16 protein-coding genes and 1 tRNA gene are annotated in these 19,362 nt (G+C 30.3%); 9 read left to right on the top strand and 8 right to left on the bottom strand.

Annotated elements, in window-relative coordinates:
* Positions 1-5 precede the first annotated feature (5 nt).
* Positions 6-1,358 (top strand): acetyl-CoA carboxylase biotin carboxylase subunit, encoded by a 1,353-nt coding sequence (accC, locus tag AC0L4B_RS03490; RefSeq protein WP_473438568.1) that lies wholly within the window; start codon positions 6-8, stop codon positions 1,356-1,358.
* Between the two features lie 37 nt (positions 1,359-1,395).
* Here the strand turns inward: accC and AC0L4B_RS03485 are convergent, their stop codons facing one another.
* Entirely contained in the window at positions 1,396-1,845 is a 450-nt protein-coding gene (locus tag AC0L4B_RS03485) for a hypothetical protein (RefSeq protein ID WP_473438567.1), read from the bottom strand.
* Positions 1,846-1,995: 150 nt separating this feature from the next.
* Here AC0L4B_RS03485 and AC0L4B_RS03480 point away from each other — a divergent pair, with 150 nt between their 5' ends.
* The 8 genes from AC0L4B_RS03480 to AC0L4B_RS03445 all read left to right on the top strand — a co-directional run bounded on the left by AC0L4B_RS03480 (position 1,996) and on the right by AC0L4B_RS03445 (position 11,105).
* Complete coding sequence (locus AC0L4B_RS03480) at positions 1,996-4,746, top strand: reprolysin-like metallopeptidase (RefSeq protein ID WP_473438566.1); 2,751 nt, start codon at positions 1,996-1,998, stop codon at positions 4,744-4,746.
* Positions 4,747-4,852: 106 nt separating this feature from the next.
* On the top strand, positions 4,853-5,530 hold the full coding sequence (locus tag AC0L4B_RS03475; protein ID WP_473438565.1) for a hypothetical protein: 678 nt from the start codon (positions 4,853-4,855) through the stop codon (positions 5,528-5,530).
* A 35-nt stretch (positions 5,531-5,565) separates the two neighbouring features.
* The gene (locus tag AC0L4B_RS03470) at positions 5,566-7,467 is read left to right on the top strand and encodes a hypothetical protein (RefSeq protein ID WP_473438564.1); all 1,902 of its coding nucleotides are present in this window, start codon (positions 5,566-5,568) and stop codon (positions 7,465-7,467) included.
* Between the two features lie 6 nt (positions 7,468-7,473).
* Positions 7,474-8,211, top strand: coding sequence for a hypothetical protein (locus AC0L4B_RS03465; RefSeq protein ID WP_473438563.1), 738 nt, complete (start codon positions 7,474-7,476; stop codon positions 8,209-8,211).
* Positions 8,175-8,828, top strand: coding sequence for a hypothetical protein (locus tag AC0L4B_RS03460; RefSeq protein ID WP_473438562.1), 654 nt, complete (start codon positions 8,175-8,177; stop codon positions 8,826-8,828). Before AC0L4B_RS03465 ends, AC0L4B_RS03460 begins: the two co-directional genes overlap by 37 nt.
* Positions 8,829-8,850: 22 nt before the next feature.
* Positions 8,851-9,963 carry an NAD(P)/FAD-dependent oxidoreductase gene (locus AC0L4B_RS03455; protein WP_473438561.1) on the top strand — a complete coding sequence of 371 codons (1,113 nt, stop codon included), beginning with the start codon at positions 8,851-8,853 and terminating at the stop codon, positions 9,961-9,963.
* Positions 9,964-9,967: 4 nt separating this feature from the next.
* A complete protein-coding gene (mtgA, locus tag AC0L4B_RS03450) occupies positions 9,968-10,666 on the top strand; it encodes a monofunctional biosynthetic peptidoglycan transglycosylase (protein WP_473438560.1) in 699 nt (232 codons plus the stop codon).
* Positions 10,644-11,105, top strand: a complete 462-nt coding sequence (locus AC0L4B_RS03445) for a 3-oxoacyl-ACP synthase (RefSeq protein ID WP_473438559.1) — start codon at positions 10,644-10,646, stop codon at positions 11,103-11,105. The genes mtgA and AC0L4B_RS03445 overlap by 23 nt, the downstream gene beginning before the upstream one ends.
* A 24-nt stretch (positions 11,106-11,129) precedes the next feature.
* On the opposite strand, the gene AC0L4B_RS03440 is transcribed toward AC0L4B_RS03445, so the two are convergent.
* The 7 genes from AC0L4B_RS03440 to AC0L4B_RS03410 form a co-directional block, all read right to left on the bottom strand.
* Positions 11,130-12,191, bottom strand: coding sequence for a nucleotidyltransferase domain-containing protein (locus AC0L4B_RS03440; protein ID WP_473438558.1), 1,062 nt, complete (start codon positions 12,189-12,191; stop codon positions 11,130-11,132).
* Between the two features lie 11 nt (positions 12,192-12,202).
* On the bottom strand, positions 12,203-13,459 hold the full coding sequence (locus tag AC0L4B_RS03435) for a nucleotidyltransferase domain-containing protein (protein ID WP_473438557.1): 1,257 nt from the start codon (positions 13,457-13,459) through the stop codon (positions 12,203-12,205).
* On the bottom strand, positions 13,449-14,837 hold the full coding sequence (locus AC0L4B_RS03430; RefSeq protein ID WP_473438556.1) for a CCA tRNA nucleotidyltransferase: 1,389 nt from the start codon (positions 14,835-14,837) through the stop codon (positions 13,449-13,451). The genes AC0L4B_RS03435 and AC0L4B_RS03430 overlap by 11 nt, the downstream gene beginning before the upstream one ends.
* A 336-nt stretch (positions 14,838-15,173) precedes the next feature.
* Positions 15,174-16,577 carry an RtcB family protein gene (locus tag AC0L4B_RS03425; RefSeq protein WP_473438555.1) on the bottom strand — a complete coding sequence of 468 codons (1,404 nt, stop codon included), beginning with the start codon at positions 16,575-16,577 and terminating at the stop codon, positions 15,174-15,176.
* A 299-nt stretch (positions 16,578-16,876) separates the two neighbouring features.
* Complete coding sequence (locus AC0L4B_RS03420; RefSeq protein ID WP_473438554.1) at positions 16,877-17,230, bottom strand: hypothetical protein; 354 nt, start codon at positions 17,228-17,230, stop codon at positions 16,877-16,879.
* 215 nt (positions 17,231-17,445) lie between these two features.
* Positions 17,446-18,546, bottom strand: coding sequence for a slipin family protein (locus tag AC0L4B_RS03415; RefSeq protein WP_473438553.1), 1,101 nt, complete (start codon positions 18,544-18,546; stop codon positions 17,446-17,448).
* A 695-nt stretch (positions 18,547-19,241) separates the two neighbouring features.
* Positions 19,242-19,324, bottom strand: a tRNA-Tyr gene (locus tag AC0L4B_RS03410).
* Between the last annotated feature and the right edge of the window lie 38 nt (positions 19,325-19,362).

The following is a 19,362-nucleotide window of genomic DNA, read 5'->3' as shown; positions in this document are numbered from 1 at the left end:
AAAAGATGTTTAAAAAAGTATTAATAGCCAATAGAGGTGAAATAGCATTACGTGTTATCAGAACCTGTAAAGAAATGGGCATTAAAACAGTAGCAGTATATAGTACTGCTGATGCAGAAAGCCTACATGTCAAATTTGCAGATGAAGCAGTTTGTATAGGACCAGCAGCTAGTAGCGAGTCTTATTTGAAAATGTCAAACATTATTGCTGCAGCAGAAATTACAAACGCAGATGCCATACATCCAGGTTATGGTTTTTTATCTGAAAATGCAAAATTTTCTAAAATTTGTGAAGAACACCAAATTAAATTTATTGGTGCTTCTGAAGAAATGATTGATAGAATGGGAGATAAAGCTAATGCAAAAGCAACAATGATTGCTGCAGGAGTACCTGTCGTCCCAGGAAGTGAAGGAGTTATAGAAAACTTTGAAGACTGTTTAAAAGTAGCTAAAGAAACTGGTTACCCAGTCATGCTAAAAGCGTCTGCTGGTGGTGGAGGTAAAGGTATGCGCGCTGTTTGGAAAGAAGAAGATTTACAAAACGCTTGGGAGTCTGCTAGAACAGAGTCAAAAGCTGCATTCGGAAACGATGACATGTACATGGAAAAACTTATCGAAGAACCACGTCATATTGAAATCCAGATTGTAGGTGATAGTACAGGTAAAGCCTGTCACTTATCAGAAAGAGATTGTTCTGTACAACGTCGTCACCAAAAGTTAACAGAAGAAGTTCCTTCTCCGTTTATGACAACTGCGTTACGTAAAAAAATGGGTGAAGCAGCTGTTAAAGCAGCTGAATACATAAAATACGAAGGTGCAGGTACCGTTGAGTTTTTAGTGGATAAACACAGAAACTTCTACTTTATGGAAATGAATACGCGTATTCAAGTAGAGCATCCAATTACTGAACAAGTAATTGATTTTGATCTAATCCGTGAGCAAATATTAGTAGCAGCAGGTGTGCCAATTTCTGGTAAAAATTATACTCCAAATTTACATTCAATCGAGTGTCGTATTAATGCTGAAGATCCTTTTAACGACTTCCGTCCTTCACCAGGAAAAATTACAACATTACATGCTCCAGGTGGTCATGGTGTACGTTTAGATACGCATGTTTACGCAGGATATAGTATTCCGCCAAACTATGACTCGATGATTGCTAAGTTAATTACTACTGCGCAAACACGTGAAGAAGCCATTAATAAAATGAAACGTGCTTTAGATGAGTTTGTAATAGAAGGAATTAATACAACAATACCTTTTCATAGACAGTTAATGGATCACCCAGATTATATTGCTGGTAATTATACCACAAAATTCATGGAAGATTTTGTCATGCAAAAGCAAGAAGAAAATTAATATAAAAAGTGACTTTAATTATTAAAGTCGCTTTTTTTTATAGCTTAAAGGTTTCGTTAATTTGTTTTATAACCTGTGGCACTTGTTTAGTTGAGAAATCTAAATTTAATTGATAATTATTTTCAGACGTATTAAAAATGTTAAGATTACCATTTTCAATTTTATAATAACCAGTTTGTCCTCTACAAAAACAGATTCTTCCAAAAATCACATTATCTGTTATTTTGGTAATATTTTTAAAGTTTTCATCTAGATTAATGTAAATAATTTCTTTATAATTAGAGTCCTGAGTGCCTTCTAAAGGATTTCTTATATACTCAAATTTTAGAAGTGTATTATTGTTTTTTATTTCTTCTATATAAGTAGCTCCAAAAGCATCTTCTTTTAATACTACGGATTTATTTTTAATGACATTAAAAGTGCATTTCCCATCTTCTGGACACATACTATTTAATTCCATTTTTGAAGAATTATTTACTGGATTCAAGGGTTTTCTTACATTACAGCAAAAAAACATGTTAAAAATAAGTAATAAGTATAAAATTCGCATATAGATTCGTGTTACTTTAACAATAATTCATTGTAAATTTCCTTTTATGAAATTATATTTACAAAATACAACAAAGTAATAAATTATATGAAACAAATTTACCTTAAACAACTAATTTTATTAGTTTTTACAATTTCATTTGTAACGACTACTTATGCGCAAAAAGACAATAATTTTTGGCAATCTATAACTAAGGACAAATTGGTTGATTCTGAATTAAATATTAGAAAGTCAGAACCAATAAAATCTCAGTTTTTTAGTCTTAATATTAGTGCGCTTAAAACATATTTAACAGGTGCTCCAAAAAGATTTGAAACTTCTATTTCAGAATCTAAATTTGTAAGTTTTCCAACATCTAACGGTGGATTTGAAACCTATAACATAATGGAAGCTTCAATTATGGAACCAGCTTTACAAAACAAATATGATGATATTAAAACTTATGTAGGACAAAGTATTTCAAACTCGGTTAATACAATAAGATTTAGTATTACTCCTCAAGGATTACATACTATATCTTTTAATGAACGTGTTGGTATGGAGTATATAGATCCTTATACAAAAGATGGAGCAAATTATATCGTGTATGCTAAAAAAGATTTACCAGTTTTAAATCAAAATTGGACATGTGATTTTGAAGATGAGTCTATCGAAACAGAAAGAAGTTTTAATGACAATACAGTTTTTAATGCTAATGATGGTATTATGAGAGAGTTTAGGTTGGGGTTAGCTTGTACTATTGAGTATTCTGAATTTCATTGGACGGCAGCAGGTATTCCTGCAACCGCTACTGAAGCTACTAAAAAAGCAGCTGTTTTAGCAGCAATGGTAGTAACAATGAATAGAAATAATTTTGTTTATGAAAGAGATTTGTCTGTGACAATGACGTTAGTAGCAAACAATGAAAGTTTAATTTTTATTGATTCTGATAACTTTTCAAATGATAATGCTAACCTTTTAATAGTTGAAAGTCATAACCAAATTACATCAATTATTGGTTCTTCTAATTTCGATATAGGTCATACTTTTTCTACTGGAGGAGGTGGTTTAGCTTCTCTAAATTCTCCATGTAATACAAACAGTAAAGGAAGAGGTATAACAGGATTACCAACACCAGTTGGAGATGCTTATGATATCGATTTTGTTGCACATGAATTAGGACATCAATTTGGAGCACCTCATACTTTTAATGGTGACGAAGGTAATTGTGCAGGAAATAACCGATCAGCTAGTAATGCTTATGAACCAGGAAGTGGATCTACAATAATGGCTTATGCTGGTATTTGTGCTCCTCAAAATGTACAATCAAATAGTGATGCTTACTTTCATCAAAAAAGTTTACAAATGATTTGGGATAATATTACAGCAGGTGCTAGTCAATGTGCAAGTCAAACTAATACAGGTAATAGCGCTCCTGTTGCAGAGGCAGGATTAAATTATGTTATACCAAAATCAACACCTTTTAAATTAACTGGATCGTCAACAGATGCAGATGGAGTTGCATCACATACTTATACTTGGGAGCAATACGATTTAGGAAGTGCTGGTTTACCTGTTGAAACTAATACCACAGGACCTTTAGTTAGATCTTTTGAAGGGACTTCAAATCCAACACGATACATACCAAGATTAGAAGATATTGTTACTAATGGAGGTGTGTCTACTACTTGGGAAAAATTAGCCTCAGTAGGAAGAAACGAAAATTTTAGATTAACAGTAAGAGATAATGATCCAAATGGAGGTCAAACAGCAGTCGATAATATGACGGCTACTGTTGATGCGACTGATGGGCCATTTTTAGTTACGTCTCAAAATACAGACCAAATTGTTTGGACAGCAGGAAATACAGAAACTATAACATGGGATGTTGCTGGTACAAATGTAGCTCCTGGTGTTGCTACACCAAATGTAAATATATTATTATCTACAGATAATGGTCAGACATTTGATACTGTATTAGCGTCAAATGTGCCAAATAATGGAAATTATGACATCACTGTTCCTAATGTCTCAGCTCCTTTTTGTAGAGTTATGGTAGAAGGTGCAGGAAACATATTTTTTAATCTTAATGAAAAGTTTTTTGCAATAGGTAATTATACATATGTTCAAGGAGATCAAACTTGTGAAGACTATACGTTTAATGCAGGTGTAGCAATACCAGAAAGTTCAACTAGTTATACAGGTTATGCGTTAAATATTCCAGATAATGTTGTAATTGAAGATTTAGATGTCAATGTTAATTTTACTACAGCAGATAACTCAGATTTGTTTTATGCAATTAGAGCACCTTGGCAAGCAGATGACATACAGGCATTAGCTTCTGGTATTTGTAGCTTAGCAGTTAATACAGATTTAACTTTTGATGATGAAGGTGTAGCTGTAGACTGTAGTAGTACAGATAATGGAGATAATGTTTTACCACAAACACCACTTTCTTTTGCGGATGGTCAGAATTCTTCTGGAGATTGGGTTTTCTTTGTTACAGATGTAACTGAAGACGGTACAACTTCTACTTGGAATTCTGTAACAATTACTATTTGTTCCGGAGGAGATTTAACACCTGTTTTAAGTGTTGAAAATTTTGATTTAGAAGATCAATTTTCACTATATCCAAATCCTAATAATGGAGACTTCAATATTAAATTTAATGATGTGTCGGGAGATGTTAATGTAGAAGTATTTGATATGAGAGGTAGAAGTATTTTACAAAACACATATGATAATGTTTCTAGTCAGTTTGACAAGTCTTTAAGTCTTGGAGACGTACAGTCAGGAATATATTTACTTAATATTAAAAATAATGGAAGAACAATTACAAAGAAAATTGTAGTCGAGTAAATCCATTTATTTTTACCAATTATTAAAAACTCCGAAATCTCTTTCGGAGTTTTTTTATTTATAAACTAAAACCTCTGTATATTTGATTTTTGAATAAATCGCTTTTATGAAAACTTATAACCTATTTAAATTCTGCCTTTTACTAGTAACACTAATAACAATAACTTCTTGTTTTGAAGTTATAGAGGAAATAGATCTCAAAAGTGATGGTTCTGGTACTATGACTTACACGCTAAACTTAAGTAAAAGTAAGTCTAAGATAGCTTCCATAATGTTACTTGATTCAATAAATGGATATAAAGTACCATCAAGGCAAGATATTCAAAAAGGGTTAAACGATATTGTTGCCGAGCTTAATAAAGCAGATGGTATTACAAATGTTACTAAAACAGCCGATTATGATAATTTTATATTTTCGGTGAAATGTAATTTCAATAACATTGATAATATCAATAAGATTACTAATAACGTTTCTAATAAGCAGAAAAATAAAATGGTGATTTCATCTTATTTCTTTGATAAAAACAATAGTCAGTTTAAAAGAAAATATACTTATTCGGATCAAATTAAAAGACAGTACAATAAATTAAAAAGTGAGAATAAAAAAGTGTTTAATGACGCTTCATATACTGTAATTTATAGGTTTGATAAAACTGTTCAATCACAAAACAACCCAAAAGCTAAAGTTTCTAAATCTAAAAAAGCAGTTATGCAACGTCTAAATGCTATGGAAATTATTGACGGAAGCGGAAACTTAAGTACTCAAATAAAATTATCAAAATAAAACAACCAACACTTAAACTTAATATTCGAAATTAAATGAAAAAATTATTTTCAGCAGTAATGCTGTTTGCGGTATCAATTGTATTTGGACAAAATACTATAACAAAAGTCCCAAAAGAGGCTTCAATTGTAGCTTCTATAAAAGGAGAGAACTTAACGCAGTTAATGTCTGTTGAAGAATTGAATAACTCTTTTCTAATGCAAGAAATGCTTAATGAGCTTTCTAGAAAAGAAGTTAATTATAGTAGTATCGAGGATTTCGGAATAAATATAAAGGCTTCATCTCATTACTTTTTTCAGGTAAATGATAGTATTATGTATAATACTTTTATTATTCCTATTAGTAATGGTGATAAATTTGATGCCTTTGTTAAAAATGCAAATAGTAATGACGAGTTTATAAATAGTAACGGAGTCCGATCTTTTAAAGATAGCAACGTAGGAAGTATTGTTTGGAATGATAATGCATTAGTAATTGTTGAAGGCTCACTTGTTGATTCTTACTTTAACGACAAAACAGTAATGAAACGTTATGGTCTTAAGCCCGAAGATGCTTACGGTTATGAAGAAGAAACTGTCTATGAAGGAGCAGTAGTAGAAGAAGCTCAAGAAGCAACTGAAGAAGTGTATGAAGAGGAAGAAGTAGAAGAAACAGTGATAGAGACTGTTGAAGAGGATGAAATTGAAGAAACAGTGATACAGTCAACAGAAGATTATAATGACAATACTACTACTACTTACAATTATTATGACAACTACAATGCTAATTATAAGATTAAAAGAGCATTGTCTAAACAGTGGGCTTTTACAAAAGCAAAAGAAGTTTTATTACAAAGTGAAGCTAATTCTATACTAAAAAATAAATCTTATTTAAGTAGCATCGATGATACAGCAGAAGCTACTTTATGGGTAAACGATTTTGGTAAAATATATTCTCAAATGTTAGGCTCAGCTTATTTTAGAGATTTAGCAGGATTTAATTTAGGAGCAATGTATGCAGATAATAATTTAACTGCAAAGTTGTTTTTAGAGGATGACAAAATGATGCTTAATACAAAGTACACGATGTCAGATATGATGGCTAAAAGCTACAAAAAAATGAGTTCTAGAAAACTTAATAAAAAGTTTTTTGATTATGTTAATGAAGATAAAATGATTGCATACATGAGTTATGCTATGGATACTAAAGCAATGCTAGAAGAGTATCCTAAATTAATGAAATCTATTTATCAAAATATGCCATATTATGGTGAAGAGGCTGTATTGGCAATTGATTTATTTTCATTGTTATTAGACGAAGAAGCAGTTGCAGAGGTACTTAAAGGCGATATGTTGTTTTTATTATCTGGTATTTCTAAACAAGAAGTAACATATACAACTTACGAGTATAATGATGATTATGAATATATTGAAGTTGAAAAAAAGAAAACAGAAACATTACCAGATTTTTTATTAATGGCTTCAAGTGAAGATTCTGAAATAATCACTAAACTAATTAAATACTCAAAAAATAAAGAGTTTGTAACATTTAATGATGGCTTTTATACTTTTAAAGAAAAAAGCAGTCCAATATCATTACATTTTTTAATCAAAGACGATATTATTTTTGTTGGTACTTCAGCTGTAGAGATGAAAAAAATAGTAACAGGTACTTTTAATGCTAAAGTGTCAAGTAAACATAAAAATATTATGTCGAAAAACAACTATTCAATGTATGTTAGTGCACAACAATTAGCAGATCAATTACCAATTGATGAAATGGGAATTGATAGATCAGGTAAATTAGAGTGGTTTTTAAATACCTCTGAAGATGCATACATAACAGCTTCAAAAATTAAAGGAAATACTGTAGATACAAATATGGTAATAGGTGTACCACCAACCCAAGAAAATGCACTAAAGTATATCTTTGATATTATAGAAAATATTGCAAAGTAAAACTCAATGAATTTTAAAAAAGTTATAAAAAGAGCAGCCATTATTATAATTGTGCTGCTCTTGGTTTTTAAAGGATTTTTAATGTATCGTGATTATAAATCCTATAAAAATGTAATACATGAAAACGCAGACCAGATCATAAAAATTAATGTTGATGGTATTGGGCAATCAATGCTTGTTAATGCTATAACTAATAGTGATTTTTACCTTCAAAATAAAACCGAAAAGGATACGATTGAAGAAGATAGTCCAGATCAAGGTAAAGGGTTTGATATTCCTGCTAATGTGTTTATATACACTATAAAAAATCAGCCTAAAACATCTGTGTTTTCATCTTTAAAAATTTCAGATTCATCTGACTTTAAAAAGTTTATTACACAAAATTTTAAAATTGAAAACTTTAGTTCTCAAACTGGTTATGTCGTGTCACGTAATATAAGTAATACCTTGCAAATTGCTTATAATAATAAGCGTTGTGTATTAGCTTATAGTCAACAACCAACAGATGTTAATCAAGTCTTTCAAGAGCTTTTGGTCGAAGGTAAATCATTAGATAGTAATGGCGAGTTGTTGTCTAAAATTAAAGATGCAGATTCACATATCAGTTATTTGACAAAGGATAATAATTTAGATATAAATTTTAAATCAGGTCAAGCGCAGTTAAATGGTAATTTGGTGTTGCCTCAATTTTTTGATGTTCCAAAAAAATGTCTGGAACAACATTTTCAGAAGATGCTAGCATAACCTTAGATCTTAATTTGGTATCCACTATTAATTATGTGTCATTTAAATATAATAATCAAGATGTTGTCACAGATAGTCTAAACACGTATTACAATGGGCATTTAGCGTTAGAAGTCGCTAAGGCAACCTATCAAACAGATTCCGTTGTGTCTTACGAGTATAATGATGATTTTGAAAAAGTCGAAACTGTATCAGCTGTACAAAAGCAAGTGCCAGAAATTAATGTTCAGTTGTCATCACAGGGACAAAAATTATATAATTATTTAGAGAAATTAACAATAATTAGACAAGGTAAATTAAGTAAAAGAGTATTTCCTTTATATCAATTAAAAGTCAATGCTACAAATAATGGATTGTATGCTAGTACAGACTTAAATACAAGTTTTACGCCACAAAACATTAAAAGCTCTAAGGTTTTAGATTTTAATATAGATTTTGAAAAATTGCAGCAACAAAATTATTTTCCGTTATTAAACACCTATTTTGATAGGCTTGAAAATTTAACTATTAAAGGCGTTAGTAATCCAGATGAAACTATCGCTGTCGAGGGTCAAATAAATTTAAAAGATAAAAATATTAATGCCTTAGCTCAGTTTATTTTCAGTTTAAAACAATAAACAATTTTACTACCTTGCTACAATGACATTAAGTTACTGGGAGATTAAATCGTGGTTAGCCAACGTAGATTATACTATTGTTGGTAGTGGTATTGTAGGCTTAAATTGTGCATTACAACTTAAAAAACGTTTTCCGAAAGCTAATATTTTAATTCTTGAAAAAGGAACCTTACCACAAGGTGCAAGTACCAAGAATGCTGGTTTTGCTTGTTTTGGAAGCTTAAGCGAAATTATTGACGATCTTAAAACTCATACAGAGCAAGAAGTTATAGATTTGGTTAATAACCGAAAAAAGGGGTTGCAAAAATTAAGAGATAATTTAGGTGACAAAACTATAAACTATCAAGAATTAGGAGGTTATGAGTTGTTTGCAGAAAACACTAATTTATTTGAAGCTTGTATAGATAAACAAAAGGATATTAATCAATTATTGAAACCAATTTTTAAAAAAGAGGTCTTTAGTTTAAAACCAAACACCTTTGGCTTTAAAAACATCAAATCTCAATATAGTTTTAATCAATTTGAGGGACAAATAGACACAGGGTTAATGATGGAAGCTTTGCTGCGTAAAGTACGCTTAAATGACATTAAAATCTTAAATAATGTTTTGGTAACTAATTTTTCAGAGGATACAAATGCTGTAAAAATAGAAACTAATCAATTTAGTTTTTCAACTTCAAAATTACTAATTGCAACAAATGGTTTTGCTTCGGTTTTAAATATACCAGAAGTTAAACCAGCTAGAGCTCAGGTTTTAATAACTAAACCTATTAAAAATCTTCATGTAAAAGGAACTTTTCATTTGGATGAAGGGTATTATTATTTCAGAAATATTGACAATCGGATTCTTTTTGGAGGTGGTCGAAATTTAGATTTTAAAACTGAAGAAACAACGGATTTAAATCAAACAGATTTAATACAAAATAAACTTGAATCGCTTTTAAAGTCTACTATTTTACCTACCACTAATTTTGAAATTGATTATCGCTGGAGCGGAATTATGGGAGTTGGACATCACAAAAAGCCAATTGTAAAACAGCTTAGTAATCACGTCTATTGTGGTGTACGTTTAGGCGGAATGGGAGTTGCTATTGGTAGCTTAATTGGTGAAGATTTAGCAAACCTTATTAATTAAATTAATGAATAGATTTTTTAGATTTTTGGCTAAAATAGCAGTATGGTTTGTTATAATAACTTTTGGATTAGTATTAGTTTTTAAGTGGTTTCCAGTACCAATAACACCTTTAATGGTTATAAGATATTTTGAAAAAGATAGCCCTAAAGTTTTAAAACATGATTGGCAACCTATTGAAAATATATCTAAAAACTTACAGTTAGCAGTTATTTGTAGCGAAGATCAAACGTTTGTAACACATAATGGGTTTAATTTAAAGGCTATTGAAAAAGCTTACCAAGACAACAAAAAAGGGAAACGTATAAAAGGCGGAAGTACAATAAGTCAGCAAACAGCTAAAAATGTGTTTTTATGGCCAGAAAGAAGCTGGTTGCGTAAAGGTTTAGAAACCTATTTTACGTTTTTAATAGAGTTGACTTGGTCTAAACAACGTATCATGGAAGTTTATTTAAATAGCATCGAAATGGGAAATGGTATTTATGGTGCAGAAGCTGCTGCGTATTATTGGTTTAAAAAACCAGCTTCTAAATTATCAAAATTAGAAGCTTCTGCAATTGCTGCTATATTACCAAGTCCTAGAAAATATAAGGCTAATCCTGTGACCAAATACATAGCATCAAGAAAAACATGGATTACAACACAGATGAATTTTTATGGTGCTTTAAATTATAAAATTGAAGATGAAAACAACTCAAAAGATTAAATCTAGTTTACATAATCAATGTGTGCAGTTTACACAAAACAGATTAGATACAATTAGTAACACAATTGAAGAGTTACAAGAATCGTTAACATCTGAAACTAAAAGTAGTGCAGGAGATAAACATGAAACGGGTCGTGCAATGGTCCAATTAGAACGTGAAAAGGCTGGTAAACAGTTAGCGCAAATCCAAAAAGTAAATCAATTATTAGCTAAGATAAGTACCGAAAAGCAATCTAAAATTATAGGTTTAGGTAGTGTTGTGTTTACAACAAAAGCTAATTATTATATTGCTATTAGTGCTGGAGAATTACAAGTAGATAGCAGTAAATTTTACGCTATTGCAGCTAACACGCCAATTGCACAATTATTATTAGGTAAAACTATTGGAGATAATATTGTGTTTAGAGAGCAAGAGTTTACTATTACAGAGGTGCTGTAAATAACATAGCAGAATAACCATTAATTACTCTGCTTTGTTATTATAAAAAGTGTTTCTTATTTGGAATGCTAGTGAATTAATCAAATCTAAATCTGGTTTTTTCATTAAGTTGGATTTTTCATAAATTAAATCTAAGTTCTCTCTAATGGATTCTGCATTTTCAACCAATTCATCATATTCAAATTCAGCATTCTTAATTGATAAAAGAAAATCTCTGTCATTTCTTCTAACATTTATTTCGTTTTCTAAACCAATTTCTTTAGCCATTCGCAATAATCTGAAGGTGTGCATCATGTTTTTTGCATCATAATTTTTGCTGTGCGAAATATTACTTTTATAACGGTCTTCATTTCTTTTTTCTACCCAATCCCAATACTCTTTATATTTTTTGCAATAGGTAGAATAACCATCCACGTTAAAATATAAAACAGCAATAGGTTCTTCTAATTTTGGAACAGAACTTAGACAAACTTCATTTGAATTTTTTCTTGTAATACCATTATAGTTTAAGTCTTTATTATAAAATAAATTATAACAATCTTTCATGTGTGGAAGCTTTACTAATCCACAATTTTTAGGATTCATATTATTTTTTAAAATAAAATCTTTAAACAATACAGATTGTTTTTCAGCTCGTACATAACAAAAATCTTCAACAGATTTTCTTTGTTTTTCAACAGGATTTACAATTTTTTTATTGAGACCTCTTGCTTTTTTTATTTGTGTAAAGGCGTAATTAGCAAAGGTGTTTTTACAGCGTTTAGATACAAAATCTTCTTTTTTTATCTTATCAAAAACAGGATGTTTATACAAAATGCAATTTTCTGGAACATTTAAAAGCTCCATAATATTAGGGTTGTTTTTAGATAATAACTCTATAAATTTATTAAGCTCGTAATAAGCGATATCATTAGTATCGTTATTAATTTGTCCAATATAATCTAACGAGTAGAATTTTTCTTTGGGTAAAATAAAAACACCTCTAATATCAGTATCAGAAGTCGCAGTGTCTAAGCCATAAGCTCTACTACCACTGATACTTTTAAAAATTATTGAACCTGATTTTTTTAGTTCTTCTATTGTCATTTTGTTGTTTTTTAACTTTCATCTCCAAACCAAATAATTCCCACTTGAGTTTTTGAAGTAACTATTAAACCATAGTCATATCTATAATTCCAACTTATATTATTCCAACCTGTCATGGAAAGTTCTTTGTCATATTTAGAGTTGGTATTGTCTTTTTCCCAATAAGAATTGATGTAAATTTTATCAATTTTATTAAATTCATTTAAAAAAATATTAGCAATTTGCTCTCCTTCATTCCAGGTCATAAAATGTTCATCATATTTAGATTCTTTAATAATTGAAGAAATTAATATGTTGCGTGTCTTTTTAAGGTCAATTTCTTCAAAATCTATTTTTTTAATTTTCTGGTTATCGATTAGTTCATTTTTAAATAATTTTTTAATTAAAAATTTAAAATCATCAATATCTTCATCTTTTTCAAAAACCTCACAAAAAACCTCACCTAATTGTGCGCCATAATTAGTAATATATTTTGATTCTATAACTAAAGCTAAGTTTTCTGATTTTATATCTAAGCTTAAGATGCTTAATTCCTTTTTAAAAAAACTGTTAAATTCTTCAGGATTAGATTTCTTATTAATCAAGTCATTTTTTATGGACTCATTTTCTATAACAATATCACGAACTAGATTTATTAATCTTGCTTCAACTGGCTCAGTACTTTTTTCGATTTCTTTATTTTTTAAAGCAATTAGGTTGTTGAATTTTGAATGATATTTATCCTCAATTAATGAGAATAACTCAGTAAATAATACTGGTGGAATAGTGCCTTTTTTATAAATCCAATTTGCACACAATGCAGTTCTTATAGCATAAAAATAACTTTTAAGCGTCATTTTATCTGTGTCTAAAGTTTCTTCAAAACCTTTTGACATGCTGTGATAATGATAAAAACCAGCTACAGGATTAAAATTATTAGCAGCTATAGTTTTAACATCATTTAAAAAGCCAGTTTTCTCTCTATAAACAATTGGAGAAAATAACCAACCTAAAAACGAAGCATTGGATTTTGCTAATAGTTTTAATGCTTTTTTAAGTTCCCATCCAGAACCATCTAAATCATCTTCAGTCATAAATTGAATAGAATCTTTTTGTTCCCAAAGGTTTAAATACCATTCTTTTTTGTGCTTATAAACAAAACGTATATCATAGTCCGAGTCTGGAGATTCAAATCCCCAAGCACGACTTCCAGACTCTACTGCAAACAGTATTTCTATGTTGTTTTCTTTCTCTATTTCAGAGAGTTTATTTAGTATTTTAGTTTTCATTTTTATATGCTTTTTTAAGACTTAATAGTATGGCTTCTCTATTATTTCCATCTAATTGTTTATCGTAACATGTTTCTAAAATAGCTTTAAATTTTTTAGAAGGTTGTATTCCTAAAGCAATTAAGTCTCTTCCTAAAATGATAGGTTTTATTTTTTCTTCTCCAAATTTATTAAACAATTCAAAGCATTTTTCTGAGGCTTCATGATTATCTAAAATAACATCTCGACCTGTTCTTCCTGCAGAATCTGCTTTACTTTGCCAACCTAAAATATCTAGTCTACATTTATTATGTAGACGTTTCCATGCAGCTTCTTTAGCATTAGAATTAATTAGTTGGCCTGGACGCATGTGTAAACCAACAATTGTTGTTACTTTATTGATTAGGTCTTTGTCATTTGTTAAACGCATTAAAAATGTTTCAGATATTTTAATACCAGCAACGTCATGTCCGTTAGCTTTTAAATCTGGTGTTGTTGTTGAAGGTTTTCCAACATCATGTAATAATGCTCCAAACATATAAGCAAGTTTCCAATCATTAGGCACTAAATGTCTTAATTTAGAAGCGTTATCAACTACCATTTTTGTATGAATCCATACATCTCCTTCAGGATGCCAAATTGGGTTTTGAGGACAGTTTATTAAATCTTTTAATTCTGGAAAATGAACTAACCATCCTGAATTTTTTAAAAACTCCAACCCTATTGATGGTTTTTCTGTCTTTAATAAAAGTTTTTCCCACTCTACAAAGACACGTTCTTTAGGTAATTCAGAAAATGTATTTACCATGGATTGACATAGTTGCATTGTTTGCTTTTCTACCAGTTTTCCTTTTCTGGGTAATAATTGCATAATGCGTAAAACACGTAAAGGATCCTCAATAAATGTTTTTTTATCTGTTGCTTTTATCGTACCACTTTCTAAATCTTTTAAGCCATTAAAAGGATCAATAATTTTGCCATTATGTAAGTTTAAATACATACTGTTAATTGTTAAATCTCTTCTTCTTCCAGCTTCTTTGGGTGTCATTTTTTGGTCTAATTCAACCTGAAACCCTTTGTGTCCAACACCTATTTTGTTTTCTCGTCTTGGAATAGAAATGTCTATTTCGGTATTGTTTATTACTGTTTTAATTACTCCAAAAGATTTTCCTACTAAATTGCAAGACAAGTTTAACTCTTCAATTAGAACAACTAATTGAGTATAAGATAATCCGTAAACCTCTATGTCAACATCTTTTAAAGGGCGTTTTTTGATACTATCTATAACTGCTCCACCAATTAACATTGCTATCCCGTTTTGTTCTTTTATTTTGTTTAATAAAGTTTTAAAGATTTGTTCTTTAAAAACTTCATTTTTTAGATTTTCAATGTTTTTCATGATTAATTATATTAATTAAGAAGCGTTTTAGAATAGAATTAGTTGCTAAGCTTACTCTTTTCTTAGATTTTTAATTGACTTATCGATTAAATTAAGAAAAGTGTTAATATCATTTCTCCTCTTGTAAAAAGTTTTAAATGAGTTAAAGTGTTCTTTGTGTATTAGTTTATCGTTTTTGATCTTCACTAATCTAGGGTAGCTTTTACCAGCACAATCCTTAATTAGGTGTTTAGTTAACAGATTAGGTGTATCTATTTTGATACAAATAACATCTTTATGTTTTTGCTTTTGAAAAAGCAGACCAACCTAAATCAGTCCACTTTTCCCTTCTGAAATTTACTTTCTATTTCTTTGTTTTTTCTTGTCTCTTTTAACTCTCCAAGGTGCGTTTTTCTGCCAATCTCCAGCCATAATACAACCGTAAGGCATAACTTGGTCAATAACTTTACCTAAACCGTATTCTTCCATTTGGTTTCTTACAGTTTGTGCGTTTTTGTAAGCACTTGGTAATTCGGTAATATCAATTTCTTTAGAGAAAAATCTAATATCTAAACCTTTAGTTTCTTCTTTAAAAATTTGCATAATTGTACCAGTTTTACTTTTTCTGTGCTGTGTTCTGCTAATATTTCTACCAGCTCCATGAGGTGCAAAACCTAGATTAGATTTAGTGGTGTCTCCTTCCACAATTAAAACAGGTTCACTCATGTTTAAAGGTATTAACCTTGGACCAGTAATGTCAGGCATAAACTTAGCATCTAATGGTGTTGCACCTTTTGCGTGGTAAAACAAATCACCATCTTTAAACACAAAGTTGTGTTCGTTCCAGTATCTATTTTCAATTTTAATATCTAAAGTTTCAGCTACAGCATTATGTAATACTTCGTGGTTTGTTTTTGTCCATTGTCTAATCACTTGTAAAGCATTCCAATACGTTTGTCCTTCTTCAGTTTTAAACGGAATCCACGCATTTTGCTTTTTTGTTTCTGGCGATAACTCTTTTCTAAAACGTTCTGCAATTTTCATTCCTTTGGTATATAATCTTGCTCCAGGACCTCTAGATCCATGATGCGTAATCATCATGGTGTTTCCTGTTTTTTTAGATTGACCAACAAACAAAAAGTGGTTACCATCTCCTTGAGTTCCTAAATGTGCTCTTGCCATTTTAATCATGTCTTTATCACCAATTAATCTATTAGACTCAAAAGCTTCTAATAACTCATCAGGGAATCTAAACTGATTCTCTCTATCTCTTCCTCCAGGACCAAAATGTGTGCTTGCATGTGCAGCATCTAAAATAGTTTTTGGATCTGCTTTACCAAAATCGGTTAACATGACAGAGCAACAAATATCTGCACTATGCATTCCTGGATGTATTGCGTTTTTAGCAACTGCAACTCCGCCAACAGGAATGGTTCCGTCTGGACCTGTAGGACAAGCATCAGGCATAATGGCTCCATCAACTAATGTTGGTGTTTTCATTAAGGTTTGCATAGAGTTTACTACTTTAAAAACATTGTCTTTTTCTAAGTCATTTTCTGCTTTAATGTTAATAGAAAAATCTACTGGCTTTGCATGTAATGCAATAGGATCTGGGGATTTAAATTGCTCTAAATACGTTTCCATTTGCTTTTGGTCTAATTCGTTTTTATTTATGTGTGTAATGGCGTCTTTCATCCATTTTCCTTGTCTAAATCCTAATTGGATTAAATCGTTTCCTGTTATTTTTGTGTTAGTTTCCATTGTTTCTTTTTAATTACACTACAAATATTATAGTATGATGCGCAATGTTTTTGCGTAGTAAAATAAATTTGAAAGAATTTATATTTGATAAGTTAAAATGTGGAGCTTTGACGCTAAAAAAACTGGAAAGTAAACCTTGACACGCCATAAATTTTTTTATGATATGTTTTGTAGATATAAGTTAGTCAACTAAAAAGAATTTATCTTTTTTGTGCTTATTGTATTGAGTCTACAATGAGCTGTATATTTATAGGTTTACGAGTTGTTAAACGTTTAAGATTAAAATGAGTTACTCTAATTTAGGTAAGACTATTTTCTTTTCTTCTTTTTTGAAGGTCTTGGTAGCAGTTATCACAGACTGCGTCTGTTGGACAAAACTTGAGTGATAATTTGTCATTCCCAAATTTAGTTACTTGATTTGGAAGTATTTTTTTTAATTTTTTTCTTGTTTTTTTTGAAAATGTATTTTTATATTGTTTTTTCAACGTCTTCTTTTCTTTCTCTGTCAATAATTCAGAATATTTTAATTCAATTTTTAATTGTGAACCATCTTCAGATATACCTAGTTCTTTTAATTTGTTTTGAATTTCTAAATTATTATCAATCAAATCAGATAATGTCTCGTCTGTTATTGTTCCGCATTTCATACTCATTTTGTGAATCTTTTTAGTGTTATTAGTAAATATACTTAATTAATGTGAATTTATTTAAGTCAAAATAATTAGCATAGTATCGTCTGTTTTGGCCTTAAATCAGCTTTTGGTTTAGTCTGCGTAAGCGATTGATGCGGTATCCTTTTGCTTTTTTTGCAAAAGATTTAGCGGAAAGCGCGACCCAAACTCTTTTTAGTTTGGGTTACGCCATAACCTTACTTATTCACAGAAAAAATATCTTTTAATTGTTCGATTACATTACCGTTTCCAGCGACTGTAATTTCGCCAATTTTATCAGCAATTTTTTCTACATATTCCATTTCTTTTAACTTAAACAACATGCTGTTGTCTTCCATTAATTTAGCTGTATTTAATAAGCTTCTGGTTGAAGCTGTTTCTTCACGTCTTGTTACGACATTAGCTTGTGCTTTTTTCTGAGCTATTAATACTTGGTTCATAATATCTTTCATGTCACCTGGTAAAATTACATCTCTTATACCTGTGTGTAACACAGTAACACCTAATTTAGTAGCTTGTGTTTTTACATCTTCTAATACTGCTTTTGCAATATTATCTTTTTGGTCTAACAACTCGTCTAAAGTATAAGTACCAACAAAAGATCTTAACGCTAATTGTAAATTAGTGTACAATTGTTTTTCGTAATCTTTATTATGCATTAACGCAGTTTCAATATCTATAACTTTGTATTGCGCATAAAAATTAATACGTACAGTTGCTTTGTCTTTGGTTAACAACTCTTGACCAGCAATTTCTAATTGTAATTGACGTAAATCTGCTTTAGCAATTTTAATGGTTTGATTATTTCTCCAGAAATGGTATGTACCATGATCTAAAATTTTATCAAACGTGTCATCTACAATCATAACAGCTTTTTCATGTGCTGCAACTTCAAAGCTTCTGATGTATTGGCGCAATGCATTATTGGTGTATAATGCTTTGTCAATTGTATTTGGAATGATAATATCGTTAAAATCTACTGTAATAAATTTGTAGTCAATTACTCCTTTCCAATACGCATGACGACCAGCTGTTAATACATGTTTAAAGTTATTATTGCTATATACCAATACTATTTGATTATCTTCAATATCTATAACATGTAACTTGTTTGCCAAAGCATCATCTTTAAGTAAGATATCCAATGCTTTTGGTGTATTAAAAGCAGATGTTAAGCTATATGTTATAACGCTTTCGTTAAACATTAACCAATGTGCACCTTGTGTAATGACACGTTTGTAATCTCCATTTTTAAATACTAAACCTACGTTGCCTGCATGAATTCTTACTCTCTTCATGATTTCTAATTTTTTATTCTGCGTTTTATTTTTACAGAATGATTAAACATTTATAATAGAATTTCAGTCCAACTGAAATGACTATTCTTAATTAAAACAAAGCAATAGGACAACCATCTTTCTAACTACGGAAATACAAGCGATTAAAAGTAATTTAAGTAACGTTTTGCGGATGATTTATCATTTTTAGTTGAATAATTTTCAAACTATTTAATGAAAAGTTAATCTTTAAAAGGAAACCTAAATTGTCTTAAAATATAATTGTATTTCAAGGTGTTTTCTGGACTGCTTTAACAACAAGTGTTGAAGCTAGTCGTCCTTTACTTTGTTTTTTGTCGTTTTATGTGAGACACACAATGGTGGTCTATTTTTTAAAGTGACCTTCTTTGTTGAATTATGGATTTTTAGTCCACCCTAATTGCTGTAACCTAAATACAGTGCGTTTACCGTTTCGCCACAAAACCATTTGGTTTTGGTAGGATTCGAACCTACAAAATTATCTACTGCTTAACCTGACTTAGCTACTTCCTGTTACGGAAGACAGGATTCGAACCTGTGTACATAGAAGAGATTATTTATTTGGCCAAATAACCCTTAAAGCCTTCAAGTCAAGTTGGATATAAATACCTGATGCGAAACCGCAAGGATTTATACAATAGTGCTATATCGAAACACGTAACAAGACTTGCTTGATGTGGAAGTAGTAGGACTCGAACCTACATGCTAATAAAAGACCTGATTTACAGTCAGGCGAGCCAGCCAATTGCTCAATACTTCCAGTTTTAATATTTTAAAGAACTTTTATTAAGCTCTGCT

It is taken from the genome of Olleya sp. NP1-10 (assembly GCF_055804415.1).
Note: the sequence above shows the minus strand (reverse complement) of the source record. Positions and strands in the feature narration are given on the sequence as shown.